Origin of the sequence: Chlorobaculum sp. 24CR (assembly GCF_004118635.1) — a bacterium.
GTDB lineage: Bacteria > Bacteroidota > Chlorobiia > Chlorobiales > Chlorobiaceae > Chlorobaculum.
In genome coordinates, this window is record NZ_SDGU01000026.1 from 70,613 (window position 1) to 95,829 (window position 25,217).

Sequence of the window (25,217 nt, forward strand, 5' to 3'; positions counted from 1 at the left end):
AAGGAGTAGCATTCATTTTACAACAACAATCAATGGAGGCAATTTAAAGATGGAAGGTTTGGGTTATTTGGGTGCGGGCATCGGCGCAGGTCTGGCGGCTATCGGTGCAGGTATTGGTATCGGAAACGCCGCTGCTTCGGCAGCAGAAGGCACGGCCCGTCAGCCTGAGGCTACTTCGGACATCCGTACCACGATGATTATCGCCGCCGCTCTTATCGAGGGTGTCGCGCTGTTCGGTGAGGTTATCTGCGTGCTTCTCGCCCTGAAGTAAGGCCGTCTCGCCATAGCATCAATCCGTCTGCAGTATCTCAGGGAAACCGCAGACGGTTTTTTATCAAACTGTTAAAGGACTGCGTTCATGCTAACGTCAGGGATTATTCTGCTCGAAGGCGGGCTTCTCAACCCGAATCCGGGCCTCATATTCTGGACAGCGCTTACTTTTCTGATCGTTCTCATTATTCTCAGGAAAACCGCATGGGGCCCGATTGTCTCGATGCTCGAAGAGCGGGCCAAAGGCATTCAGTCGGCAATCGACCGCGCTCACACGGCCAAAGACGAGGCTGAGGCGATCCTGAAGAAAAACAGGGAAACGCTGGCCATGGCCGATGCCGAAGCAGACAAAATCATCAGGGAGGCCAAAGAGGTGGCCGACAAGGTTCGCAACGAGCTGACCGAGAAGGCCCAGGAGGAGTCCCGCAAGATGATTGCTTCCGCCAAGGATGAGATCGAGCAGGAGAAGCGTCGCGCGCTGGATGTGCTCAGGAACGAGGTTGCCGATATGGCGGTGAAAGGCGCTGAAAAGATCATTCGCACCACCCTCGATGCAGAAAAGCAGAAAGCGGTGGTCAACGATATGATCAAGGAAATGGCCTCCAGTCGTAACTGATTAATAAAACCTCGGAACTATGTCAAGTGCAATTGCAGGCCGTCGATACGCGGTGGCCTTGCTCGAAGTGGCCGTCGAGGCCGGCTTTCTGGAGAGAGTTACCGAAGACCTGCGGAAAATACAGGAAGTGATCGCCGGAAGCCACGAGCTTGTTCTGGCCCTGAAAAGCCCGCTCATCAATGTCGATCTCAAATCGAAAATTCTCGAAGAGATATTCAAGAACGAGGTCGGCGAGAAAACGATGCTCTTTCTCAAGCTGCTGGCCCACAAAAAGAGGGCAGGGCTGCTTGTCGGTGTGGTTAATGAATTCAACGCATTGATCGACGAGCGCAACGGCGTTATCAATGCCGACGTAACGAGCGCCGTCAAGCTCGGCGACGATCAGGCCAAAGAGCTGGTCAACAGCCTCTCGGCCCGCACCGGAAAGAAAATCCGCGCCAGAATGCTGCTCGACGAAAAACTGATCGGAGGCGTGGCTGTCAAGATCGGCGATACGATTATTGACGGCAGCATCAGCCATCAGCTTGAGATGCTCAGGCATTCCCTGGTCGCTGAACCGGCTTGATTCCGCAGCATTATGTTCAAAAAAAGCCTGCCGTCAAGCAGGCTTTTTTTGCGTGCGCGAAAAGATTATATTGTGCCCGCGCCAAATAGCTGTAAATTGTTCTTCTTTTTGGGGCTTTAGCTCAGTTGGTAGAGCGTCTCGTTCGCAATGAGAAGGTCAGGGGTTCGACTCCCCTAAGCTCCACAAACCCCGCAGGTTTCATCTGGTTGGCGGAGAACGTGACCCGATACCGGGCACAGACTCTCTTCTCCGAATGGACTGAAGCCTTTTCGGGTGTTCCTTCGCAAATCGAGCCGGATTGCCCGGGCAGCTCAGCCTCGCGGAATCAAATCGTCCGGTTCGCAAGATTCTGCTGTAAACCCGCGCCAGGCCGCGGTCTCTTTTTTCCCGCTCGTGCGCCGGTTTACGAAAGTCTGACGGCTGGCCGTCAGGCAAGGTTGGATAGTTATTTTTTCACCTGCTTCAAGGGAGTCTCTATGTCTCAATCGGTCATGAAAAAGTCGGTGCTCAGGATTCTGCCCGGACTGCTCTGTCTTGCATTGCCGCTCTCCTCATGTTCGTCGTCGAAATCGCCAAAAGCCTCCATGACGGTCACGCCGGTCGAGCTGCGCTACCGCGAGGCCTCCGAAAAGATCGCCACAAAGAAATACGGAGACGCCATTGAAATCCTTGAAACGCTCATGTTTTCGACCAGGGCGACCGATCTCGAAGACGATGTGCTGAAGGGCCTGGCCGACTCCTATTACAAAAAGAAGGAGTACATCCTTGCCGCCGACACCTACCGCCGGTTGCTTCAGCAGACACCGGACTCTCCCTACGCCAGGGACGCGCAGTTCATGCTTGCCAAGTCATACGAAAAGCTCTCTCCATTCCATGAGCTTGACCAGGAGTACACCGTCAAGGGTATCAACGAATTCGCAACCTACCTCGACCAGTACCCGTTGGACGACTCCGCGCAGGCCGCCAGCGATCTGGAGCTGTACAAAAATCTGATGGAGGTCAACCCGGACAACGCCTCATACCGGGACAAATACGAAGCCGCGAAGGCAGCGCTCGCAAACGGCTCTCCGGCGCGATACAGCCAGCAGGCCGTTCCTGCGCTCCGGGAGAAGCTCGCCAATAACCGCTTCTCTATCGCCCGGCAATATTTCAAACTCAAGAAGTACCGCGCCGCGGAGATTTTCTACGATGTGGTCATCAACCAGTATGCCGACACCAAATGGGTCGAACCTGCCTGGATCGGCAAGATCGATTCGGAGATCAAGCATCAAAACTGGTTTGAAGCTCGCCAGTCGATAGAGGCCTTCCAGCAGCTTTTTCCGGGAAAGGGCAAACAGGTTGAAGATGCTGCCAGAAAAGTTACCGCCCACTACTCAAACGAGCGCGATCCGAAAACGAAAGAGTGAGAACTGCTGTTTTCGGAGGAAGTTTCGACCCGCCACATAACGGTCATCTTGCCCTGTGCCTCTTTGCAAGAGAGCTTGCAGGGCTTGACCGGCTCATGGTATCAGTTTCAAAAAATCCATTCAAAGCCACTGCCGCCGCCTCCGATGACGACCGGGCCGCCATGGCGCGTCTGCTCACCAGGGAGATCAACAGCGCGGGCGCGTTTGCGGAAATGAGCACGTGGGAGTTGCAGCAGCCGGGGCCGTCGTACACCATCGATCTGTTGCGCCACGTCGCGGCGCTCCATCCCGGCGACGAGCTGGTGCTGCTGGTCGGGGAGGACAGCTACCGCCAGATGCCGCAGTGGAAATCGGCTCCGGAAATTCCGAAGCGCTGCTCGATTGCCGTTTTCGGCAGATCCGGTGGTGAAACTGCCGACCCGCCTGTCAACGATCATCTTTTTCCCGCGCACCACTACGATTTCGACATGGCCGTTTCAGCGACGAAAATTCGGCAGCGAGTTGCCGCCGGTCAGCCGATTGACCACCTCGTGCCGCCGTCCATTGCGGCATACATCGCCGAACACGGTTTGTATCGTTCGTGACGCATCGCGTTTAGTTGCCGATTTGATTGCCGGGCGTACCCAATCAGTGAGGTGACATCAATCGGCTCATCTCTTTCCCTTTCAAAATCTTATCGCGCCCTCACATCGATTCCGGCGCGGAAATCCCCAGAATCCTGAAGCCGTTGCGCAGCACCTGGCGGACGGTGAGCGATAGCTCAAGACGTGCCGTACGGATGTTCTCGTCCGCTTTCAGAATCGGGCACTCCTGATAGAATTTGTGGTAGCGCTCGGCGACCGTGTGCAGGTACTCGACCATCTTCTGCGGTTCGAGCAGGCGCAGGCAGGACTGAATGACATCCGGGAAGTCGAGCAGCGAGGAGGCGAGGTCGATCTCTGGCTCGCTGTCAAGCAGCGGGAGGCTCTCGCCGCTGGCCAAAGCTTCGTCGAAGCCGACCTCTTTTTCGGCAAGGCGCATAAGGCTGCAAATCCTCGCGTGGGCGTACTGGAGGTAAAAAACCGGGTTGTCCTTCGACTGCTTCTTGGCCAGCTCGACATCGAAATTCAGGTGCGAATCCTTGCCGCGCATGATGAAGAAGAGGCGCGTGGCGTCCGCGCCGACGTCGTCGATGAGGTCGTCGAGCAGGTCGGCGTTGCCCTTGCGGGTGGACATCTTGACCGTCTGGCCACCCACCGTTGTGGTGACGAACTGGTTGATGGCGATCTTGACCTTCGAGGCGTCGTAGCCGAGAATTTTCAGCGCTTCGAGCACGTCGGGGTACTCGTCGATGTGATCCGCGCCGAAGACGTTCACCATGAGGTCGAAGCCGCGCTCGAACTTGGTGACGTGGTAGGCGATGTCGGGCAGGCGGTAGCTCGGGTCGCCGGAGGATTTGATGAGCACCTTGTCCTTCTCCTGGCCGAGTTTGGTGGTCATGAACCAGGTCGCGCCGTCGTAATTGCCGATGAACCCCTTGGCGTCGAGCGCGTCGATCACCTGCCGGTTTGGCGATGGCTCGCCCTCGCGCGACTGGTAGAGCGTGTGCTCGTTGAAGAAAGAGTCGTGGGTAATCGAGAGGCGTTCGAGCGTTCTGCGGATCGAGCTGAAGATGACCGCTTCGGCACTCTCCTTGAAGATCGCCAGCTCTTCGGTCGAGGCCAGCTCGTCGCCGTGTTCGATGAAGAGCGTCTCGGCGATTTCGCCGATGTAGTCGCCCTGGTAGTGCGTCGTCGGAAACTCGATTGCCTGCCCGCACTTTTCGAGGTAGCGGAAACGCACCGATTCGGCCAGAATCTGCATCTGGCGACCGGCGTCGTTGAAGTAGTACTCGCGCGTCACCTCGTAGCCCTGCGTTTCGAGCAGGTTCGCGATGCAATCACCAAGCACGCCGCCGCGTCCGCGCCCGATGGTGAGCGGCCCGGTCGGGTTGGCACTGACGTACTCGACAATCGCTTTCTGTCCCTTGCCTGAATCCGTGCAACCGAACTTTTCTCCCTGCGTCAGGACTTCTTGAGCCGAGCGCATGAAGAAGGCCGGATCGAGATGGAAGTTGATGAATCCCGGCCCTGCCACCTCGGTTTTGGTCACCGTGCCTTCCGGAAATGCGAAGAGGGCGATCAACTGCGTGGCCAGTTCGCGCGGATTTTTCCGGGCCTCCTTGGCCAGGAGGAAGGCGATGTTGGTCGAGAAGTCGCCGAATTTCTTGTCGTTCGGCTTGTCAATCTGAATCTCCTTGTCGGTCTCGATGCCCGCTTTGTGCAGGGCGTCCTGAATGAAGGGAAGGAAAAAGGCTCGCATCGGTATGAATCGTTAAGACATGGTTTTGGCGGTGCCGCTCAGTTCCAGCAGCGTTTCGGGCATGAGGCCGTCGAAATGGTCGATGGTGGCGATGACGTTGTCGAACGCCGAGAACGCTTCGGGCCGGTTGGTCGTCGTGACCGCCACGCAGCTCATGCCTGCTGCTGCGGCGGCCTCAGCGCCGGGAAGCGCATCCTCGAAGACGATGCACGAGGCCGGGTCAGCGCCGAGACGTTCGGCAACCTGAAGGAATGTCTCCGGATGGGGCTTGCCGCGGCTCACCATGTGCGCGCCGACCACCGCCTCGAAGCGCGGCGTCAGGCCGGTCAGGCCGAGCACGTAGTCGATGTTCTTCGGCCCGGCTCCCGTGCCGATGCCGAGACGGATGCCAGCTCCGGCGGCGCGGTCGAGGAACGCTTCGAGGCCCGGCATCTGCACGATGGCGTGGCGGTTCATCACGCGGTAAAGAATATCCTTCAGCTCGGTCAGCTTGTCAGCCTCTTCGTGCGAAATCGAGGGATCGAGAAAGTAGCGCAAGACGTCGAGTCCTTTCATGCCGGCGGTTTCGACCAGGTAGCGCTCCGGATCGAGGCCCGACAGGCCGTAGTCGGCGAACAGATCGACCCACGACTGCGCGTGCATTCTCATGTTATCGACCAGCACGCCGTCCATGTCGAAAATGAAGGCTTTCGTGCTGTTATCGTTTTGTTTCATCATGTGTTACTCTCCCCGAGGCTCATCGCCTCTCTCACCTCTTTCATGGTTTCTCCGGCGATCTTTCGCGCTTTTGCTTCGCCTTCGTGCAGAATCTCTTTGACCATCTCCGGGCGCTCTTCGTAGTGCTTGCGCCGTTCGAGAATCGGAGCCAGCTCCGCCGAGATGTTCGCCGCGCACCTCTTCTTGCAGTCAACGCAGCCGAGAGCGCCGGAGCGGCATCCCGCCTCGACTTCGGCAAGCTGCGGTTCGGCGGTGAACTTCTGGTGGTAGCTGAAGACCAGGCACACCTCCGGGCGGCCCGGATCGTTGCGGCGAACTTTCAGCGTGTCGGTCACGGCGGGGCGCATCTTCTTGAGCACCTCGTCCGGGCCGTCGGAAAGCAGGATCGTGTTGCCGAGCGATTTGGACATCTTCGCCTTGCCGTCGAGGCCGACGAGGCGGGCGAACTTGGTGATCTTCGGCGAAGGCTCCGGAAAGACGTCGCCGAGCGCCGGATGCTGGTAGTGGCTGTTGAACTTGCGGGCGATCTCGCGGGTGATCTCGACGTGCGGAATCTGATCCTCGCCCACGGGAACCACATTGCCCTTGTAGAGCAGGATGTCCGCCGCCTGCAACACCGGATAGCCGAGGTGGCCATAGACCAGCGACTCCATGTTCAGGTCGCGCACCTGCTCCTTGAGCGTCGGGTTGCGTTCGAGCCGCGCCGTGGTGATGAGCATCGAGAAAATCAGGAACAGCTCCGAGTGCTCCTTGACCTGCGACTGCCGGAAGACCGGGCTTTTCTCCGGATCGACCCCCGCCGCCAGCCAGTCGGTCAGCATATCGAGCGAGTGCTCGTAGATCATCGATGTGTCGAGCGACGTGGTCAGGCTGTGGTAATCGGCGACGAGAAAGCAGGTCTGGTAGGCGCGGCTTCCGTCGGGGTGGAGAAGGTTCTGCTGGGCGATCCAGTTTTCGAGTGCTCCGGTGTAGTGGCCGAGGTGCAGCTTTCCTGTAGGCCGCATCCCGCTTAAAATCCGTTGTATCGACATGAGGTCGGGTTTGTTGCTCCTGTGTTGCAGGAGGTCTCGATAGTGTTTATGGTAATGCTCAACTCTCCCGGCTTGAAAGCCGGGGCAATGTGAATGTAAGAGTTCTGAATGTCCGGAGGGCTGAACCCCTCCTGAATGCAGGAGCCGGTTTCCGAGCTTTATCCAGCGCTTGCGGAGGCGGTTGTCCGGGACGGTTACGAAGTTATAACAGTTGTAACAAAGAAAAAAGCTTTGTTTTTGTATTTTAATTTCAGAACGCTATATTAGGCGACTTGTTTTACATTGCGTCGCCAGTACAGCGGCAATTTAAGACAAAACAATATTGAGTTTAGGAGAGTAAGTCCTATACAGCATTCTCTTGCCCAACCATGTCAGGTCCGGAAGGAAGCAGCATCCGGTAATGTGAGTGTGTGATATAGTCAGCTTGCTCTCCTTTTTTTATTGGAATTTTTGAAATCTGAATCCGAACACTAACGATACAGGAGTCAACAATGGATGAGAACATGACAAAAAAAGCGGAATTTCTGCGGGAGCCGATCCGGCATATCGAGATCAAGAAACACAACGTCGTGCCGATGGTCGAGCAAATGGCCGACATGGCCTTCCAGGCGCGCAACCTGGCCCGCGCGGCCTCCATCGTCGATCTGATGCAGAAAGACAAGGAGTGCGCCGTCATTCTCACCCTCGCCGGTTCGCTCATCAGCGCCGGTCTGAAGCAGGTCATCATCGACATGCTCGACAACAACATGGTTGACGCCGTCGTCTCGACCGGCGCGAACATCGTCGATCAGGACTTCTTCGAGGCGCTCGGCTTCAAGCACTGGAAAGGCTCGCAGTTTGCCGACGACGCGGAGCTGCGCGAGCTGGCCATCGACCGCATCTACGACACCTACATCGACGAGGACGAGCTTCGCGTCTGCGACGATACCATGGCCATCATCGCCAACTCGATGCAGCCCGGCGCGTACTCGTCGCGCGAGTTCATCGTCGAGATGGGCAAGTACATCGAAGAGAAGGGACTCGACAAGAACTCCATCGTCTATAAAGCCTACGAGAAGGGTGTGCCGATCTTCTGCCCGGCATTTTCGGACTGCTCCGCCGGTTTCGGTCTGGTGCACCACCAGTGGCACAACCCAGAGCAGCACGTCTCCATCGACTCGGTCAAGGACTTCCGCGAGCTGACCAGAATCAAGATCGAGAACGACAAGACCGGCATCTTCATGATCGGCGGCGGAGTGCCGAAGAACTTCACGCAGGACATCGTCGTGGCTGCCGAAGTGCTGGGCTACGAGGATGTGTCGATGCACACCTACGCCGTGCAGATCACCGTGGCCGACGAACGCGACGGCGCGCTCTCCGGCTCGACGCTCAAGGAGGCCAGCTCGTGGGGCAAGGTTGACACGGTTTACGAGCAGATGGTCTTTGCCGAAGCCACCGTCGCCATGCCGCTCATCGCCGGATACGCTTACCACAAGCGCAACTGGGAGGGCCGCCCGGCACGTAACTTCAACGCCATGCTCGACGCAAAACCGGTCAACGCCTGAGGAGGCCCCATGAAATTCTTTATCGACACCGCCAGTCTTGACGAAATCAACGCAGCCGCCGAACTCGGCGTGCTTGACGGCGTCACGACCAATCCGTCGCTGATCGCCAAGATCGTCAAAGACCCGGCCAACTTCACCTACGCCGACTTCAAGGCGCACATCGCCAGAATCTGCGAAATCGTCGATGGCCCGGTCAGCGCCGAGGTCACCACGCTCAAGTCGGAGGAGATGATCGCTCAGGGCGAAGAGCTTGCGGCCATTCACAAGAACGTCGTCGTCAAGTGCCCGCTCACCGTCGAAGGCCTCAAAGCGATCCGCCACTTCTCGCAGAACGGCATCAAAACCAACGCCACGCTGGTCTTCTCGCCCACGCAGGCGCTGCTCGCCGCCAAAGCCGGAGCCGACTTCGTCAGCCCGTTCGTAGGCCGCCTCGACGACGTCAGCACCTCCGGCATGGAGCTGGTGCGCCAGATCGTCACGATTTACGACAACTACGGCTACCTCACCGAGGTGATCGTGGCCAGTGTGCGCAACCCGCTGCACGTCGTCGAATCCGCGATGGCCGGCGCGGACATCGCCACGCTCCCGTACAGCGTCATCAAACAGCTCGCCAACCACCCGCTGACCGACAAAGGGTTGGAGAAATTCATGGAAGACGCCGCTGTGATGAAGGGGTGAGCGGTAAGTTATTTCGGAATTGAGTCTTGAAGCCGGATGTGCAGCGCATGTCCGGCTTTTTTTGTGGGGGGTTGGGTCAAGCCATTGCTCGTGAGCTGTCGATTATTTACGTTGTATGTGGCGATCATGCGCCTATCCGCGTTGTGCATCAGTCGTAGCCACTGGTGAACCACTTAACGCCAAAGGCCATGAGCGGGACGCCACAATGACCAGAAATAGGGCGGAGATACTGAAATCATGAGCGATCCGACAAACCAGGCACCTCAATCGAAGGGGCAATTCCTTGTCTATACCACCGAAGAGGGACGAACCAAAATCGACGTGCGCCTTGAGGGAGAAACGGTTTGGCTGACTCAGCAACTCATGGCTGATCTGTTTCAGACGACGCAGCAAAACGTCAGTTTGCATTTGCAGAATATTTATTCCGAGGGCGAGTTGCAACGAGAGGCAACTCACAAGGAATTCTTGTCAGTTCGTCAGGAGGGTTCTCGGCAAGTGCAGCGGACGCTGGACTATTACAACCTCGACGCCATCATTTCGGTCGGTTATCGAGTCAAAAGCGCGTTGGCAACCCGGTTTCGCATCTGGGCTACCCAAAGGCTGAAGGAGTATATCATCAAAGGATTCGTGCTTGATGACGAACGTTTGAAGAATCCCGATCAGCCGTTCGATTACTTCGACGAGCTGCTTCGCCGGATTCAGGACATCCGAACCTCCGAGCGGCGTTTCTACCAGAAGATCACTGACATCTACGCCACCAGCGTTGATTACGACCCGATGCTTTCCGAAAGCATCGAATTTTTCCAGACGGTGCAGAACAAGATGCACTGGGCCATTACCGGGCAAACAGCCGCCGGGATTGTCCACTCCAGAGCCGATGGCAGCAAGCCGAACATGGGACTGACCAACTGGCGAGGCGTGAAGGTTCGGAAAGGTGACGTCGCTGTCGCCAAGAACTACCTCGACGAAGAGGAGTTGGCGGCGCTGAACAACCTGGTCGAGCAATATCTCGTTTTCGCCGAAGGTCAGGCAATGCGCCGGGTTCCGATGTACATGAACGACTGGATCGCCAAGCTGCATGCCTTTCTCACGCTCAACGACCGCGAAATCCTGACCAACGCCGGAAAGATTTCGCACCAGTTAGCGAAGGAGTATGCCGAGAAGGAGTACGAAAAATTCAATCGACAGCGAATTGCCGAGTCCGATGTTGCAGGGGGTGATTTCGACAACGCGGTCAGACAGCTCTCGCCAAAACCGCCGCAAAAGAAAGCGTGAAAACGATGAATGCGGAACCCCGGGTGCGCAGCGCATGTTCGCGATTATTGTTGATGGTGCGCCTCATACGCCATCCTTGTTTGTTCTGTGAATTTTTTGTAAAATTCATGAAAATAATTTCCCCTGTAAATCGGTTGAACTATTCGTATGGCAATACATAGTCATAGCGATGAGTTATATATAATTGATTACAAATTAATGTATAGGCGCAGCATATATCTTTATTAAGGTAACGTGTTCGGTTTTACTTGTTATACTGGTTTTTTGTTTTCGGTACGACTTTGTGTTGAGCAGTATAGTTAGGCTATATATAAGCGGAGAGTGTATCTGGTTGAGCTGAATTGGTTGGGTATTTTTTCTATCTCTTCACATAAAAGGAGGTTATTGTGAAATGCTTTATCACGAATAAGGAATGTATATTTGAAGGGCCAAAAACTGATAAAAATAAAATAAGGAGTGTATTCGTAATAGCGCCTTTTGGTTTCCCATATGATGATTTGTATGAATTGGGTATAAAGCAGAACATCAAGCAAGTGATTAACGTGAAAAGGGAAAATGTTATGCGTGCCGATAAATCACTTCAGCTTGGCTATGTTATGTGCCACAGGATTTGCCAGAGCATAAAAAACGCAGAATTTATTTATGCAGATATTTCTGAGGCAAACTGCAATGTATATTACGAGCTTGGCTTGGCGTTCGGATTGGATAAAAAAATTGGATTAATAAAAAATGAGAACTCAAGAAATCGCTATGTTAGTATATTTAGTAATTTTGTCAGCAATTCTGAAAAAAATAACGATCCAGAGCAATGCCACAGTGCATCGGTCGGGAAAATTATACTATATAACAGCCTTAAAGATTTTGATGAAAAAAATGTTTTATCAGATGGCTTTTATTCCTGTTTCAATAAAATAAAAAATGATTTTGAGGACTGTTTAGATAAAAAAAACATATCGAATCCTGATAAAAAAGCCTCTGATGAAGACGCTCTGAGAATTCATAACTTTGTCAATCAATATGGCCAGAGCATGGACTTGCATGAGCGTGCGATTAATGGCGCTAATCAGAACTTAAATAATAGATGGCATATTGATAAAAGCTCTTATGTTAGTGATATTATGAACATCTGTGATATGTGTAAGATGTATGAGAGTATTGTCGCCTCCAAAATATGCGTTCTTGATATGACCCATTATGAAGACCCGGTTAACGTATATATGTTTTTTCTGCTTGGCCTTGCTCATGCTAAAGGAAAGGCTGCCATTCCTCTAATAAACAGAAAAAAAAATATGAGTATGCCTTTTGATGTTGGTGGATTATGGCAGGTGTATTATAATGATTATAAAGATTTGGAAGAGGAACTTCATCCAACTATAAAAAAAATTGATTCCGATATAGAAAAGGGCAAAAACGAACGAAACTATAGATTGATATGGGATAATTTTTTAATGGCCAAAGAATTGCATGTATTCACTTGTGCCCGACCAGGAACCCCTGGATCAGAATCCATAACAAGAACAAATATTGATAAATGGGATTATATGAGCATAAATGAATTGACTTTTTTTATAGCTCAAAAGTATGAGACATCACAAGTAACGGCAGAAGAGCCAATGGATAAGATGAGAAAAAAAGAGATCGAAGACCATAAACATGAAACAAGTTATTTTTGTGACAGCGTACGGAATAAAATAATAAATAAGAGCTGTGTCATTGTCGGCTCTCCAGATGTTAGCGATTATGCTGAAATAATTCTCGCCGATATCCATGGGATTCAACCGTATAATCCCATCCAAAATAATAGATTACCTTTTCTCTTTTATAAGAAAACCGAGCGGGATGAGCATCCCAGAAAAATAAGCTCGTTTTACAAGGAACCCTGTGATGAATACTCAAACAAGGATGGTGTATTATTTAATAATAAGTTTAAAGCATTAGAGGAACATGACGATCCGAATACAAATAGTGGTGAGGCAAAAATAACAGGAGAAACCTGTATAATCCTAACAATTGCCAAAAATCCTTACCCATCTCCGGATGGAAAATCTGATTATGTTATGGTTCTTTCAGGCTTTACTGGTGTCGGCACATATGGAGCCATAAAATTATTTACTGAACCCACAAAAAAACCCGACCCCAAAGAAGATGACAAGTCAAAAGAAGAGGCTGAAAAGAAGGTAAGGAATTATATCGATGAGCTGAAAAAATATTTACACGATATTAACAAAATCAAGATTAAAGATAATATTGTTGGATGGAATACACTATTAATGGTAACCTACACTTCTGATAAAAATAAACCAGGCGATACAAGACATTTAACTTCGATCAAGTATATAGATACAAAAGAAATACCACTTAAAAACGAGTAATTCTATACACTACCGCCTATACTTCTAAAACAGAATCTGTATAGATTGAAAGAGTTATCTATTATCACAGAAACATGCCACACCCCTTCTGCAGGTCAATTTCCAGCCATTTCATAACCATCGCGGGACGGCTCGCGACCTGCATCGATGCGGTCGATGAGGCGCGGCTTTGGGATGATTTCGCGCCGAACCTTGCCAGTCCCGGCAATCTCGTGCTGCATCTTGTCGGCAATCTGAGCCAGTATGTGCTGAAAACGCTCGGCGGTCGGGAGTACCATCGTGCGTGAGCGGTCGAAAGAGTTTGCGGGCAAGCCTTCGCTTGACAGGGAGGCGCTGAAAAGCCTGCTGCTTCACGCCGTCGATGAGTGCCGGGCGGTTATCGACAGGCTCGGCGAAGAGGAGCTTTGCCGCAGTTATGTCGTTCAGGGCCAAGTGCGCACGGGATATGAAATTCTCGTGCTTGCCATCGAACATTTCGGCTATCACACCGGGCAGTTCGCATGGTTCGGCAAGTACCTCTTCGGCGGCGAGATCGATCTCTTCAAAAGCCGGAATCTCGAAATTGAGTGACTTCTCCGGTCTTGCATCGAGCCAGAACGGAAAACAGCTTTTTGCCGATGCGGTTTCCCTTTATCATCAATCAACTCCTTGCCAAAATTGACCTTACGGTTCACCCTCTCTCGTTGTTCCGCTCGGATTGGTCTTGCCGTTACTCTGTCGCAGAGGCTGGCGTTCACTCCGCCTTATTACCGGGAGGGATTGGCGGGCACTGCGCCAGAAAAATTGACTTCCGAAGCCCCCCGCATCTTTGCCGAGATGCCCGTCTTTTGCAAAACGCACAAGCCTGACTCATCCCCCCCCCTAAATCGTGAACCCTCCGGTTTGCTCCTTTTCGGCGGCGAATTTGGCGGCGAGGAATTCGCGGTTCATTCGGGCGATGTTGGCGATGGATATTTCTTTGGGGCATTCGGCCTGGCAGGCGTAGGTGTTGCTGCAGAAGCCGAAGCCGAGAGCGTCCATTTCGGCGACCATCTTCTGGACGCGGCGCGCGGCTTCGATGCGGCCTTGCGGCAGGAGCGCCAGATGGGAGATTTTCGCGCCGACGAAGAGCATCGGCGAGGCGTTGGGGCAGGCGGCGACGCAGGCTCCGCAGCCGATGCAGGCCGCGGCGTCGAAGGCCGAGTCGGCGTTGGGTTTGGGCACGGGGATGGTGTTGGCGTCGGGTACGCCGCCGGAGTTGACCGAGATGTAGCCTCCAGCCTGGATGATGGTGTCGAGCGCACTGCGATCCACGATCAGATCCCTGACCACCGGAAACGCGCCGCTTCGCCACGGCTCAATATAAATCGTCTCGCCATCGCGGAAGGCTCGCATGTGGAGCTGGCAGGTGGTTGTGCCCTTCAACGGGCCGTGCGGGCGACCGTTGATGTAGAGTCCGCAGGCTCCGCAGATGCCTTCGCGGCAGTCGTGGTCGAAGGCGACCGGCTCTTCGCTCCTGCCGATAAGCTGCTGGTTAAGCTGATCGAGCATTTCGAGAAACGAGCTGTCGGGCGAAATATCATCGACCTTGTAGCTGACCAGCCGACCTTTGTCGTCGGCGTTTTTCTGTCGCCAGATTTTGAGGGTGAACTTCATGATCGGGCGTTATTTGTAGGATCGTTGCGTGAGCTTCACCGTGTCGAAATGCAGCTCCTCGCGGTGCATCTCCGGCGCGGCGTCGCGGCCTTTGTGCTCCCAGGCGGCGACGTAGGCGAACTCGTCGTCGTTGCGCAGCGCTTCGTGGTCGGGGGTCTGGTACTCCTGGCGGAAGTGGCCGCCGCACGACTCCTTGCGATGCAGCGCGTCGCGCACCATGAGGTCGCCGAGTTCAATAAAGTCCTGCACGCGCCACGCCTTCTCCAGCTCTGGGTTGTACTCCTTCAGCCCGCCCGAAATCTTGACGCCCGAGGCGAACTCCGCCTTCAGCTCTGCAATCAAGCCGAGCGCTTTGGTCAGCCCCTCCTCGTTGCGCGACATGCCGCAGTGCTCCCACATGATTTTGCCGAGACGCCGGTGGAAGTGGTCAACAGACTCCTTTCCGCCGCTCTTTTTGAGCCGCGCGAGCCGGTCGGTGACGTCGCGGGCAGCGAGGTGGAACTCCGGCAGGGTGGTCGGGATCGGCGGCGTGTTGATTTCGTGCGAGAGATAGCCGGAGATGGTGTAGGGCAGGACGAAGTAGCCGTCAGCAAGCCCTTGCATCAAGGCTGATGCGCCGAGGCGGTTCGCGCCGTGGTCGGAGAAGTTGCACTCGCCGATCGAGTAGAGGCCCGGCACGGTGGTCATCAGCTCATAATCGACCCACAGGCCGCCCATCGTATAGTGCACCGCCGGATAGATCATCATCGGCGTGCGGTAGGGATTGTCATCGACGATGCGCTGGTACATCTGGAACAGGTTGCCGTAGCGGGCGGAGATTTCGGCACGTCCGAGGCGCTCGATGGCGTCGCTGAAGTCGAGATAGACCGCCAGCCCGGTCGAGCCGACGCCGTAGCCCGCGTCGCAGCGCTCCTTGGCCGCCCGCGATGCCACGTCGCGCGGCACCAGATTGCCGAAGGCCGGGTAGCGGCGTTCGAGGTAGTAGTCGCGCTTCGACTCGTGAATCTGCTCCGGGCGCAGCTTTTTCTGGCGGATCAGCTCGGCGTCCGACTTCTCCTTCGGCACCCAGATGCGCCCGTCGTTGCGCAGGCTTTCACTCATCAGCGTGAGCTTGGACTGGAACTCGCCATGCACAGGAATGCAGGTCGGATGAATCTGCGTAAAGCATGGATTGGCGAACGCCGCGCCCTTTTTGTAGGCGCTCCACGCCGGCGTGACGTTCGATCCCATCGCGTTGGTCGAGAGGTAGAAGACGTTGCCGTAGCCGCCCGTGGCGAGCACCACGGCATGGGCCGAGTGGCGTTCGATTTCACCGGTCACGAGATCGCGCGCGATGATGCCCCGCGCCTTGCCGTCAACGATGACGATGTCGAGCACGTCGCGGCGGCTGTAGAGCTGCACCGTGCCTTCGGCGATCTGGCGGCTCATGGCGCTGTACGCGCCGATCAGGAGCTGCTGGCCGGTCTGCCCCCGCGCGTAGAAGGTGCGCGATACCTGCGCGCCGCCGAAGGAGCGATTGGCGAGCAGGCCGCCGTACTCGCGGGCGAAGGGTACGCCCTGCGCCACGCAGAGGTCGATGATCTCCGGGCTGATCGAGGCGAGCCGATAGACGTTCGATTCGCGCGAGCGGTAGTCGCCCCCCTTGATGGTGTCGTAGAAAAGCCGGAAGACGTTGTCGCCGTCGTTCTGGTAGTTCTTGGCGGCGTTGATGCCCCCCTGCGCGGCGATGCTGTGCGCCCGGCGCGGCGTGTCCTGGTAGCAGAAGGACTTGACGTTGTAGCCGAGCTGGCCGAGCGTGGCCGCCGCCGCAGCGCCCGCAAGCCCCGTGCCGACCACGATAATGTCGAGCTTGCGCTTGTTGTTCGGGCTGACCAGCTTGCACCCGGCCTTGTAGGCGTCCCACTGCTCCGAGAGCGGCACGCCCGGCGAATTGGCGTTCAGTTTTATCATCGGCGGTCAATCTCCATGCGGCGCGGCGTTAGTTGAACAGGGTGAAGCGGAGCGGAATCGCCATGAACCCGCCCGAAATGACGATGGCGTAAAAAGTGCTCGCCGCTTTGATTAGGGCGGCATGACGGGTATGGTTCAGGCCAAGCGTCTGAATGGCCGCCTGAAGCGCGTGGTTCAGGTGAAATCCGAGAAAAAGAAACGCGACCATGTAGATCGACGACGAGGTCTGATCGGTGAACAGCACCACCGCGCGACGGTAAAAGTCGTGCTGCTCGATGCCCGGCGGCGGAGCGACAATGCCGAGCTTGATGAAGTAAAAATCGATAAAATGGAGCGCGAGAAAGATGAGCACCACCACGCCGCTGTGCAGCATGTACTTTGAAAACGGCGAGGTTTCGGAACGGCTTGCGTGCCGGTAGCGCGTCGGGCGCGACATGCGGTTCCGGATGCTGACGATCAACCCGAAGGCGATGTGCAGGGCAAAGCCGCTTAAAAGCACAATCTCAAAAATCCGGATCACCGGATGGGTGCCCATGAAGCCCGCCGCCGCCGAGAACGATTTGCCGCCATCATCGACAAGCAAGAGCATATTGATGCCGAGATGCACAGCAAGAAACACGAGCAGAAACAGGCCCGCCAGTGCCATCGTCACCTTGCTGGTGATGGATGAGAATGTTCTCTCGGCGGAATTGTCCATAATTCGTGAACCTGAAGTGACAGGGGAAAAGGCTGCGCAACCTGCGAAATTGACAAAAGCTAACGCAGTGCTCCGGATTTGGCAAGTTAAATCGGCGGCTTCGCCTCAAAAGAAGGAATTATTGCTCCGCCTGAAGAGGATCACGGTTTTTAGACAGAGCCTGAAGTTGGTAACTTGCTCAAAAGAGCAGCACGTCGATGCACAAAATGAAATGCCAGAGTTTCAGCAGTGAATGCAAGGCCGCCATTCACCCTTCCCGAAAATCGCAACCGAAATGTTATGCCCCAGCCTCCAAAAATTGAGCCTCTTTACCCATCCATCTTTCACAACATACCGGGATTGGTGGCGCTTCAGACCACCCGCACCGGCGGGGTGAGCGGTGCGCCGCTGGATTCGCTGAATATCGGGACGCATGTCGGCGATGATTCGGCGCGTGTTCGGGAGAATGAGCGGCGGCTTTGCGCGTTTCTGGAGATCGATCCGGAGAGCATTGTGACGACCGGGCAGGTGCATGGCACGGAGATCGCCGTCGTTACCGCGCCGGGCAAGCTCGACGGCTATGACGCGCTTATCACCAATGTTCGCGGCGTTTTCGTCGGCATCATGACGGCGGACTGCTACCCGATCCTCGTCCATGACCACCGGACGGGTGGCTGCGGCGCGGCTCATGCGGGGTGGCAGGGTACGGCGGGGCGAATCGCCGAAAAGACCGTCAACGCCATGCGCGACGCCTTCGGCACACGGCCGGAGGAGTGCCTCGCCTGGGTCGGCACGGGAATCTCCGGCGAGCGCTACGAAATCGGCGGCGAGGTCGCGGGCCGCTTCGACAGCCGGTATCTCAAGCCGTCGCCATCCGGTGAAGGGAAGTTCCTGCTCGACCTCTCGGCGGCCAGCCGCGACCAGCTCATCGAAGCGGGCATCCCGCCGACGCAGGTGCAGTGCTCGGAGTTCTGCTCATACCGCGACAGCGACCGCTTCTTCTCCTACCGCCGCGACAACGGCAAAACCGGCCGGATGCTCGCGCTCGTCGGGGTGAGGGAACAATGAAACTCTTGAACAATTGCCCCGGACTTCAGTCCGGGGTACACAGATAAAGCAAAAATACATCGGGGCTTTAGCCCAATCTCATCCGTTATTCAGTCGGCAATAAAGAAATTGGGCTGAAGCCCGGAAAAGTAAACAGCTATCAACACACCCCGGCCTGAAAGCCGGGGCGACTGAATGTAAAGAGCCAAAAAGTTCGACGGGTTAAAGCCCGTCTGAATGCAAGGTACTGCTCCGGCGCTTTCTCTGTTTTCAACCCCGTTGCAACCCCCTGACCGCCACGAGCATTGTGCCAAGTTTTTCTTCGAGGGCTTTGAGGGTGGCGAGGTCGGCTTCGCTGATGTCATCCGATACGACGTCGTAGCTTGAAAACGACAGCAGCGTTTTGCCGAGTTTCTGCTCGAGGGAGCGGATCTCTTCGAGCTGCTCCGGGGTGAGTTTTGACAGGCTTGATAACATGATGAACTCCATTGTTTATGCGCCTTCCGCGAACGGGAGAGCGCGGTTGACTTCAATCCAGAGAACATCCCGCCCAGGCGGGCGGTAACAACGATTTCTTGGCCTCGCTGTTGGTTAACAGCTCTTTTTGGGATAAATTAGCGTGACAAATTTACGTGCGCCAGCACTCGCGTTTTTTCTACTCGTCTCTCATATCAAATAAAGACAATTATCGACAATGAGCAACAATGACCTCCTGAACTACTACCACAGGGCCAACGAGCTGGTCTTCAAGGGCCTCATTGAGTTCAGCTGCATGAAAGCCGCTATCGAACTCGACCTTTTCAGCCGCATGGCCGAAGGCCCCAAGGACCTCGTGACGCTGGCAGCCGACACCGCTTCGGTGCCGCCCCGTCTCGAAATGCTCCTCGAGACGCTCCGCCAGATGCGCGTCATCAGCCTTGAGGATGGAAAATGGTCATTGACTCCGTTTGCCGAGTACATGTTCTCGCCGAACCCGAAAGAGCCAAACCTGTACCAGTTGCCGGTTGCCAAGGCGATGGGCTTCCTTGCCGATGATTTTTACATGGGTCTTTCCCAGGCCGTCAGGGGTCAGAAAAACTTCAAGGGCCAGGTGCCCTATCCGCCGGTCACGCGCGAAGATAACCTCTACTTCGAGGAGATTCACCGCAGCAACGCCAAGTTCGCCATCCAGCTCCTCGTCGAAGAGGCCAAGCTCGCCGGCGTCAAGAAGATGATCGACGTAGGCGGCGGCATCGGCGACATTTCTGCCGCCATGCTCAAGCACTTCCCGGAACTCGATTCCACCATTCTGAACCTGCCGGGCGCCATCGACCTGGTCAACGAGAACGCCGCCGAGAAGGGCGTGGCCGACCGTCTGCGCGGCATCGCGGTGGACATCTACAAAGAGTCTTACCCCGAAGCCGACGCGGTGATGTTCTGCCGCATCCTCTACTCGGCCAACGAGCAGATTTCAACCATGATGTGCAAGAAGGCGTTCGACGCCATGCAGCCTGGCGGTCGCCTGCTGATTCTCGACATGGTGATCGACGATCCGGAAAACCCGAACTTCGACTACCTCAGCCACTACATCCTCGGTGCCGGAATGCCCTTCTCGGTGCTCGGCTTCAAGGAGCAGGCCCGCTACAAAGAGATTCTCGAAAGCCTCGGCTACACCGACGTCACCATGGTGCGCAAGTACGACCACCTGCTCGTTCAGGCGGTGAAGCCGTAAGAAAAGAATAGGTCGAATAAGTCTTATAGGACTTATAGGTCAAACAGGATTAAACGCGAAACGGCTGCCTTTTCCGGGGCAGCCGTTTCGCGTTTGTGGGAGTGGCAATTTCCGGGGAACCCGCAGCATAATCTTCTGTTTTTTACATCTGCGTCCTGTTTGACCTATTCCCCGCAAAAAGAGGGCAGGCGCGAGGCCTGCCCCTACAAATGCCCCCATTGTCCATTGTCAATTATCAATTAAACAATTGCTCTTCCTGCCGTACAGCTCGTGGGCCTGGCGGAGAATATCTTCCCGGAAGTCGGGGTGGGCGATGGTGGCGAGCGCTTCGGCTCGCTGGCGGAGGTTCTTGCCGTGGAGGTTGACGATGCCGTATTCGGTGACGACGTACTGCACGTGCGCTCTGGTGGTCACGACGCCCGCGCCGGGCTTGAGCTGCGGCACGATGCGCGACGCGCCATGGCGCGTCGTGGCGGGCAGGGCGATGATTGGTTTGCCGCCGGGGGAGAGCGCCGCACCCCGGATGAAGTCCATCTGACCGCCAACGCCGGAGAAGTGCTTGTGTCCTATCGAATCGGCGCATACCTGGCCGGTCATGTCGATCTCGATGGCGCTGTTGATGGCCGTCACCTTCGGGTTCTTGCGAATCTCCTTCGTGTCGTTGACGTAGTCCGAGCCGAACATCTCGACCAGTGGATTGTCATCGACGAAATCGTAGAGCTTGCGGCTGCCGATCAGGAAGCTGGCTACGATGATTTCGTTGTGCGTCCGCTTGTGGCGACCGGTAATCACCCCTTTTTCAACCAGATCGACCACGCCGTCCGAGAACATCTCCGAGTGGATGCCGAGGTCTTTATGCCCGGCCAGAGCGGCGAGGGTGGCGTCGGGAATCGCGCCGATGCCCATCTGCAAGGTCGCGCCGTCCTCGACAATCGAGGCGATGTGCTGGCCGATACGGCGCTCGACGCCGGTCAGTTCGTGCGGCGGAATCTCCGGCAGCGGATCGTCAACCTCGACCAGCGAGTGAATCTTGCTGACGTGCAGCAACCCCTCGCCGTGCGTGCGCGGCATGTTGGGGTTGATCTGCGCGATGACGTGCCGCGCGGTATGCACGGCGGCGCGGGCCGCATCGACCGACACGCCGAGCGAGCAGTAGCCGTGGCTGTCGGGCATGGAGACGTGCACCAGCGCCACGTCGAGTGGCATGACGCCGTCGTAGAACATCGCGGGCACGTCGCTCAGGAAGATCGGAATGGCGTCGGCGTAGCCGCACTGCACCGCCGAGCGGACGTTCCTGCCGACAAAAAAGGCGTTGAGCCGGAAGCTCTCCTGGAGTTCAGGCCTGACGTAGGCAGCATCGCCCTCGGTGTGCAGGCTGACGATCTCGACGTCGCGCAGGTGGCTGGCCCGGCTGACCATCGCGTCGATCAGCCGACGCGGCGTGGCTGCTGCGGTGTGGAGAAAAACCCTGTCGCCCGACTTGATGGCCATGACGGCCTTTTCGGCTGATATTGTCCGGTAATTCATGATGATGGAATATGTTTTGAGGTGGGCGCCGCTTCGCCGTTTCCCTGAAATTCAGGCAACCGTGCCCGGAGGGCGGCAAAGCTTGCGGAAAGTGTCAACGACAGGAAGCGCGCCGGGAAAAGCGGCTGCGCCCTTTTCCCGGGTTGCATCATTGCAGTGGCGGATTGTTTTTCCGGCGGAGAAATGCCGGGGTGTCGGCTGAGCCTTTCTGTATCTGCTCGTTGTCGTCGCTTTGGCCCGGCGACGTATTCGAGCCGCCCGCCCGACGGGAGGCGTCGCTGCCGACGCGGCCAATATCGAACGGCTCCTGAATGGAGCGGCTTTTCCGGATATAGGCCGGAATTCTCATGTCCTCGACCACCTGTTCGGGATAGCCGGAGGAGTGCATGGGGCGTCCGAAGCATTGCGTGGGAGGCGCTTTCGGGGCGACCTTTTCCTGCTGCCCGGCCTGCAAGCCGCTTTGCCGCGCCTCGCCCGGATCCAGCCGTTTGAAGCCGGTGACGATGACCGTGACGCGGATTTCGCCCGACACCTGCGGTTCATCGACGTAACCGTTGATGATCTTGGCATCGCAGCCGACCTGCTCCTCGATGTAGTTCATGGCGTCGGCGATGTCGCGCATGGTCACGTCGCCGGTGATGTTCACCAGAACACCCTTCGCACCGCGCATCGCGACGCCCTCCATCAGCGGGCTGGTGACGGCGTCGGAGGCCGCCTTCAGGGCGCGGCGCTCTCCGGCGGCGGCGGCGGAGCCCATGACCGCGTCGCCCGCGCCCTGCATAATGCTGCGGACGTCGGCGAAATCGACGTTGACGTGACCGTGGTGGGTGATGATGTCGGCGATCCCTTTCACCGCCCGGAACAGTACGTCGTTGGCCATGTTGTACGCCTCGGTGGCGCTGACCCCCTCGTCGGCGATGCTCAGAATCTTTTCGTTCTCGACGATGATGAGCGTATCGATATACTTGCGCAATTCGACGATTCCCGTGTCGGCGATACGCGCCTTGATCTGGCCTTCGAAGCTGAAGGGGCGGGTAACGACGCCGATGGTGAGAATGCCCATATTGCGCGCGATGGAGGCGACCACCGGCGCGGCTCCGGTGCCGGTGCCCTTGCCCATGCCGGCGGCGATGAACACGAGGTCGGCCCCGCGCAACTGCATGGCGATCAGCTCGCGGTCATCTTCGGCGGCGAGCCGTCCCTTGCCCGGATCGGCCCCGGCGCCGAGTCCGTTGGTCGCCTTCTTGCCAATCTGCACCCGGATAGGCGCTTTTGAGTTCAGCAGCGCCTGGCGGTCGGTATTGAAAACGACGAATTCCGTGCCGCTGATCTTCCGGTCCATCATATTGTTGACGGCATTACCGCCGCATCCGCCAACGCCGACGATCTTGATGTTGACTCCGCTGCTCTGCTCGCTGTCGAACAGGCCCGGATCGAGTTCAAATGCCATACTGTCTGTTCCCTGTTTATCCTGTCGTGACCTTCTCTTTTGTTACGAATCCCGATGAGGCGTTAATCCCTCCAGCAACCAGAATACTGACGAAAATAAATCGAGACGCCCTTTTATCTTATAACTGATCCCAGAATTTTTTCAGCCGGTCAACAAACTTTTTACCTGCAGGAGGGGCGTCCGGAGTCTGCTCGGTTTCCTGAGCCTTCGATGTTTCGGGAGGCGGAGCCGCTTTTGCATCCGGCTCGGGCGCTTCCGGGGTGATCTGTCCGTAATCCTGATACTGGTTGTTTTGGAGCGAGTGGGCGACCAGCCCCATGACGGTGGCGTACATCGGGTTGTTGATCGCCTCCTTGATGCCGCCCGATACCCCTTCGGGGTAGCCCGTGCGCACGTCGAGGCCGAGGATGTCCCTGGCCAGCTCGCCCGTGCCGGGCAGAAGCGCGCCGCCGCCGGTGATGATGACCCCGGCGTTGAGGTAGTCGTAATAACCCGAACGCTTGATGATGTCGCGCACCAGCTCGAAAATCTCCATCATGCGGGCTTCGATAATCACCGTCAGGGAGCTTTTCTGGAACGACTTGCGGGGCCTTCCCTCGATGCCCTCGATCAGAATCTCCTCCTCCTTGTCGAGCGCCTTCGACCAGGCGCAGCCGTAGCGGATCTTGATCTCCTCGGCCACGTCGTTGAGCGCCTTGATGCCGTAGGCCACGTCGTGCGTCACGTCGTTGGCGGCCACCTTGATGACCTCGGAGTAGCGGATCGCGCCGTCGATGTAGATGGCCACCTCGGTAGTGCCGCCGCCGATGTCGATCACCACCACGCCACTCCGCTTCTCGCTCTCCTTCATGACGGCCAGGCCGGAGGCGACCGGCTCGAAGGTCATGGCGCTCACTTCGAGGCCCGCCTTTTCGATGCACTGCTTGATGTTGCGGATCTTGGTACGCAGCCCCACGACGATGTAGGCGCTGCCGCGCATGATGGTTCCGGCCATGCCAATCGGATCGAGCACCCCCTCCTGGTCATCGACGATGAACTCCTGCGGAATGACATGGATGATCTCGTGGTCGATATCGAGGTAGCGGATGTTGGTCTTGGCCTTTTCGAGGAAGCGCCGCACGTCGGACTCGTTGACGATGCCCGACTGGTTGACGCTGATTTCGGAATTGCTGTAGATGCAGTGGACGTGCGCGCCGGAGATGCCGACGTTGACTCCCTTGATCTTGATCGACGATTCGCGCTCCGCGTCGGCCAGCGCCTTGCTGATAGCGTCAACGGTCTTGTTGATGTTGACCACCGTGGCCCGTTGCAGCCCCTCGGAGTTGGCGCGACCCTTGCCGAGCACGTTGAGCTTGCCGACGTCATCCTTTTCGGCGACAACGACGCATACCTTGGTTGTACCTATATCGAGACCGATTACAATATTGCTCTTCGGCATGAGGAGTTCTGGGTTCAATGATGTTCATCGGAAAGTTGGCCGCCCGCTGGCGGGGCTGCCGGTGCCGCTGAAGAATCCGCGGACGCTGCTTCGGTCACGGGCGATGTGGCGAACACTCTGTGCCGGAAACGAAGATCGACCGATTCATAACAATCGATACCTTTTTTTGCAACAACCTTTTGCCAGAATATCTCGAATTTTTTCAATTTTTCCTTGAAATTCCCGTCGTTTCCGACAACAAAGCGTATTGGCGACCCCGCCACGGAGAACCACGTCCTGTTGTCGCGATCGAGGTGAATGCCTGAAACCATCAACCGGGCATAGGCGCTTTTGTCGAAGGCGTCAAGCAGATCGAAAAGCAGACTTTTGTCTTTATCGTTCAGTTGCCGCAGGCCTCCTGCCCTCGTCGGCCCCACGCTCCTCGCGCCATAGACCGGCACGAGCCGGAACCGTCCCGAAACCTTTTCGTCGGGCAACAGATTGCCCTCAGTATCGATAATGAGGTTCCGCCCCTCATCGGCCATGAGCGCCGCCGGACGCCGCTCTTCGATATCGATCCGCAGAATGCCGTTCAGCTCCTTGCCGATTCGCATCTGTTTGATGTACGGTTCCGGGGCGAGCGCCCGGCGGACATCGTTGAGGCTGACTTCGTCCAGATTCTTTCCCTTGAACCGTTTCAGGCGACGCTCGATGGCGGAATCGGGAATCAGGTTCGCGCCGCTGACTACCACCCGGTTGAGCGTCACCTGTTGCTTCCACTGCGTCGCGTACCATGAGAGCGCCGCGACCGCCGCGAGCAGCAGCGCGGCGAAGGCCATCATCACCGGCGTGGCGCTGAAAAGACGGCGCAGCTTGCCCTTGCGCGGGCGGGTAGGCTCAGGCTCGCCGAACTCCGGCTGGCCGGAACCGGTCATTGGCTCCTTTGCCCACCGCTCATTTTCAGGACGAACCATGCCTCTTGCTCCCGTT

The 25,217-nt window shown here is 56.5% G+C and carries 25 protein-coding genes, 1 tRNA gene and 1 other RNA gene; 16 read left to right on the forward strand and 11 right to left on the reverse strand.

Annotated features, from left to right (window positions below; genetic code table 11):
- Positions 1-49 precede the first annotated feature (49 nt).
- From atpE to nadD, 6 genes are all read left to right on the forward strand, one after another.
- Complete coding sequence (atpE, locus tag EST62_RS06295; protein ID WP_129051316.1) at positions 50-271, forward strand: ATP synthase F0 subunit C; 222 nt, start codon at positions 50-52, stop codon at positions 269-271.
- A gap of 87 nt (positions 272-358) precedes the next feature.
- Positions 359-886, forward strand: coding sequence for a F0F1 ATP synthase subunit B (locus EST62_RS06300; RefSeq protein ID WP_129051256.1), 528 nt, complete (start codon positions 359-361; stop codon positions 884-886).
- A gap of 19 nt (positions 887-905) precedes the next feature.
- The gene (gene atpH, locus EST62_RS06305) at positions 906-1,451 is read left to right on the forward strand and encodes an ATP synthase F1 subunit delta (protein ID WP_129051257.1); all 546 of its coding nucleotides are present in this window, start codon (positions 906-908) and stop codon (positions 1,449-1,451) included.
- Positions 1,452-1,561: 110 nt separating this feature from the next.
- A tRNA-Ala gene (locus EST62_RS06310) sits at positions 1,562-1,634 on the forward strand.
- 293 nt (positions 1,635-1,927) lie between these two features.
- On the forward strand, positions 1,928-2,857 hold the full coding sequence (locus tag EST62_RS06315; protein ID WP_129051258.1) for an outer membrane protein assembly factor BamD: 930 nt from the start codon (positions 1,928-1,930) through the stop codon (positions 2,855-2,857).
- Complete coding sequence (gene nadD, locus EST62_RS06320) at positions 2,854-3,441, forward strand: nicotinate (nicotinamide) nucleotide adenylyltransferase (protein WP_129051259.1); 588 nt, start codon at positions 2,854-2,856, stop codon at positions 3,439-3,441. The genes EST62_RS06315 and nadD overlap by 4 nt, the downstream gene beginning before the upstream one ends.
- Positions 3,442-3,541: 100 nt before the next feature.
- On the opposite strand, the gene argS is transcribed toward nadD, so the two are convergent.
- Genes argS through trpS form a run of 3 tightly spaced genes read right to left on the reverse strand, consistent with a single transcriptional unit; the run spans position 3,542 to position 6,945 of the window.
- On the reverse strand, positions 3,542-5,197 hold the full coding sequence (argS, locus tag EST62_RS06325; protein ID WP_129051260.1) for an arginine--tRNA ligase: 1,656 nt from the start codon (positions 5,195-5,197) through the stop codon (positions 3,542-3,544).
- A 12-nt stretch (positions 5,198-5,209) separates the two neighbouring features.
- Positions 5,210-5,914, reverse strand: a complete 705-nt coding sequence (locus EST62_RS06330; RefSeq protein ID WP_129051261.1) for a beta-phosphoglucomutase family hydrolase — start codon at positions 5,912-5,914, stop codon at positions 5,210-5,212.
- Positions 5,911-6,945, reverse strand: a complete 1,035-nt coding sequence (gene trpS / locus EST62_RS06335) for a tryptophan--tRNA ligase (protein ID WP_129051262.1) — start codon at positions 6,943-6,945, stop codon at positions 5,911-5,913. The genes EST62_RS06330 and trpS overlap by 4 nt, the downstream gene beginning before the upstream one ends.
- A 334-nt stretch (positions 6,946-7,279) precedes the next feature.
- On the opposite strand from trpS, the gene ffs reads away from it, so the two are divergent.
- From ffs to EST62_RS06370, 7 genes are all read left to right on the forward strand, one after another.
- Positions 7,280-7,378, forward strand: an RNA gene (gene ffs / locus EST62_RS06340) — signal recognition particle sRNA small type.
- A 58-nt stretch (positions 7,379-7,436) separates the two neighbouring features.
- Complete coding sequence (locus EST62_RS06345; protein WP_129051263.1) at positions 7,437-8,489, forward strand: deoxyhypusine synthase; 1,053 nt, start codon at positions 7,437-7,439, stop codon at positions 8,487-8,489.
- A 9-nt stretch (positions 8,490-8,498) separates the two neighbouring features.
- Positions 8,499-9,167 carry a fructose-6-phosphate aldolase gene (gene fsa / locus EST62_RS06350; RefSeq protein ID WP_129051264.1) on the forward strand — a complete coding sequence of 223 codons (669 nt, stop codon included), beginning with the start codon at positions 8,499-8,501 and terminating at the stop codon, positions 9,165-9,167.
- 237 nt (positions 9,168-9,404) lie between these two features.
- Entirely contained in the window at positions 9,405-10,442 is a 1,038-nt protein-coding gene (locus EST62_RS06355; RefSeq protein ID WP_129051265.1) for a virulence RhuM family protein, read from the forward strand.
- 386 nt (positions 10,443-10,828) lie between these two features.
- Complete coding sequence (locus tag EST62_RS06360) at positions 10,829-12,814, forward strand: hypothetical protein (RefSeq protein WP_129051266.1); 1,986 nt, start codon at positions 10,829-10,831, stop codon at positions 12,812-12,814.
- A gap of 74 nt (positions 12,815-12,888) precedes the next feature.
- Positions 12,889-13,101, forward strand: coding sequence for a hypothetical protein (locus EST62_RS06365; RefSeq protein WP_129051267.1), 213 nt, complete (start codon positions 12,889-12,891; stop codon positions 13,099-13,101).
- Positions 13,094-13,384 carry a DUF1572 family protein gene (locus EST62_RS06370; RefSeq protein WP_167599210.1) on the forward strand — a complete coding sequence of 97 codons (291 nt, stop codon included), beginning with the start codon at positions 13,094-13,096 and terminating at the stop codon, positions 13,382-13,384. The genes EST62_RS06365 and EST62_RS06370 overlap by 8 nt, the downstream gene beginning before the upstream one ends.
- Positions 13,385-13,675: 291 nt before the next feature.
- Here the strand turns inward: EST62_RS06370 and EST62_RS06375 are convergent, their stop codons facing one another.
- From EST62_RS06375 to EST62_RS06385, 3 genes are read right to left on the reverse strand one after another with little or no spacing between them, the layout of a single operon-like run.
- Positions 13,676-14,449 (reverse strand): succinate dehydrogenase/fumarate reductase iron-sulfur subunit, encoded by a 774-nt coding sequence (locus EST62_RS06375; protein WP_129051269.1) that lies wholly within the window; start codon positions 14,447-14,449, stop codon positions 13,676-13,678.
- Positions 14,450-14,458: 9 nt separating this feature from the next.
- The gene (locus EST62_RS06380; RefSeq protein WP_129051270.1) at positions 14,459-16,399 is read right to left on the reverse strand and encodes a fumarate reductase/succinate dehydrogenase flavoprotein subunit; all 1,941 of its coding nucleotides are present in this window, start codon (positions 16,397-16,399) and stop codon (positions 14,459-14,461) included.
- 28 nt (positions 16,400-16,427) lie between these two features.
- Entirely contained in the window at positions 16,428-17,045 is a 618-nt protein-coding gene (locus tag EST62_RS06385; RefSeq protein WP_371414682.1) for a succinate dehydrogenase, read from the reverse strand.
- A gap of 7 nt (positions 17,046-17,052) precedes the next feature.
- On the opposite strand from EST62_RS06385, the gene EST62_RS13455 reads away from it, so the two are divergent.
- Complete coding sequence (locus EST62_RS13455) at positions 17,053-17,328, forward strand: hypothetical protein (protein WP_167599207.1); 276 nt, start codon at positions 17,053-17,055, stop codon at positions 17,326-17,328.
- A 110-nt stretch (positions 17,329-17,438) separates the two neighbouring features.
- Positions 17,439-18,143: a peptidoglycan editing factor PgeF gene (gene pgeF / locus EST62_RS06390; protein ID WP_245153500.1), complete on the forward strand. Its 705-nt coding sequence runs from the start codon at positions 17,439-17,441 to the stop codon at positions 18,141-18,143.
- A 249-nt stretch (positions 18,144-18,392) separates the two neighbouring features.
- Here pgeF and EST62_RS06395 read toward each other — a convergent pair whose 3' ends face one another.
- The gene (locus EST62_RS06395) at positions 18,393-18,599 is read right to left on the reverse strand and encodes a hypothetical protein (RefSeq protein WP_129051273.1); all 207 of its coding nucleotides are present in this window, start codon (positions 18,597-18,599) and stop codon (positions 18,393-18,395) included.
- Positions 18,600-18,816: 217 nt separating this feature from the next.
- Between EST62_RS06395 and bchU the strand changes: the two genes are divergently transcribed.
- Entirely contained in the window at positions 18,817-19,833 is a 1,017-nt protein-coding gene (gene bchU, locus EST62_RS06400; RefSeq protein ID WP_129051274.1) for a bacteriochlorophyllide d C-20 methyltransferase BchU, read from the forward strand.
- A 228-nt stretch (positions 19,834-20,061) separates the two neighbouring features.
- On the opposite strand, the gene EST62_RS06405 is transcribed toward bchU, so the two are convergent.
- The 4 genes from EST62_RS06405 to EST62_RS06420 all read right to left on the reverse strand — a co-directional run bounded on the left by EST62_RS06405 (position 20,062) and on the right by EST62_RS06420 (position 25,201).
- A complete protein-coding gene (locus EST62_RS06405) occupies positions 20,062-21,360 on the reverse strand; it encodes an acetyl-CoA hydrolase/transferase family protein (RefSeq protein ID WP_129051275.1) in 1,299 nt (432 codons plus the stop codon).
- Positions 21,361-21,508: 148 nt separating this feature from the next.
- Complete coding sequence (ftsZ, locus tag EST62_RS06410; RefSeq protein ID WP_129051276.1) at positions 21,509-22,810, reverse strand: cell division protein FtsZ; 1,302 nt, start codon at positions 22,808-22,810, stop codon at positions 21,509-21,511.
- A 118-nt stretch (positions 22,811-22,928) separates the two neighbouring features.
- Positions 22,929-24,248, reverse strand: a complete 1,320-nt coding sequence (gene ftsA, locus EST62_RS06415; RefSeq protein WP_167599211.1) for a cell division protein FtsA — start codon at positions 24,246-24,248, stop codon at positions 22,929-22,931.
- Between the two features lie 14 nt (positions 24,249-24,262).
- On the reverse strand, positions 24,263-25,201 hold the full coding sequence (locus EST62_RS06420; protein ID WP_129051278.1) for a cell division protein FtsQ/DivIB: 939 nt from the start codon (positions 25,199-25,201) through the stop codon (positions 24,263-24,265).
- Positions 25,202-25,217 lie beyond the last annotated feature (16 nt).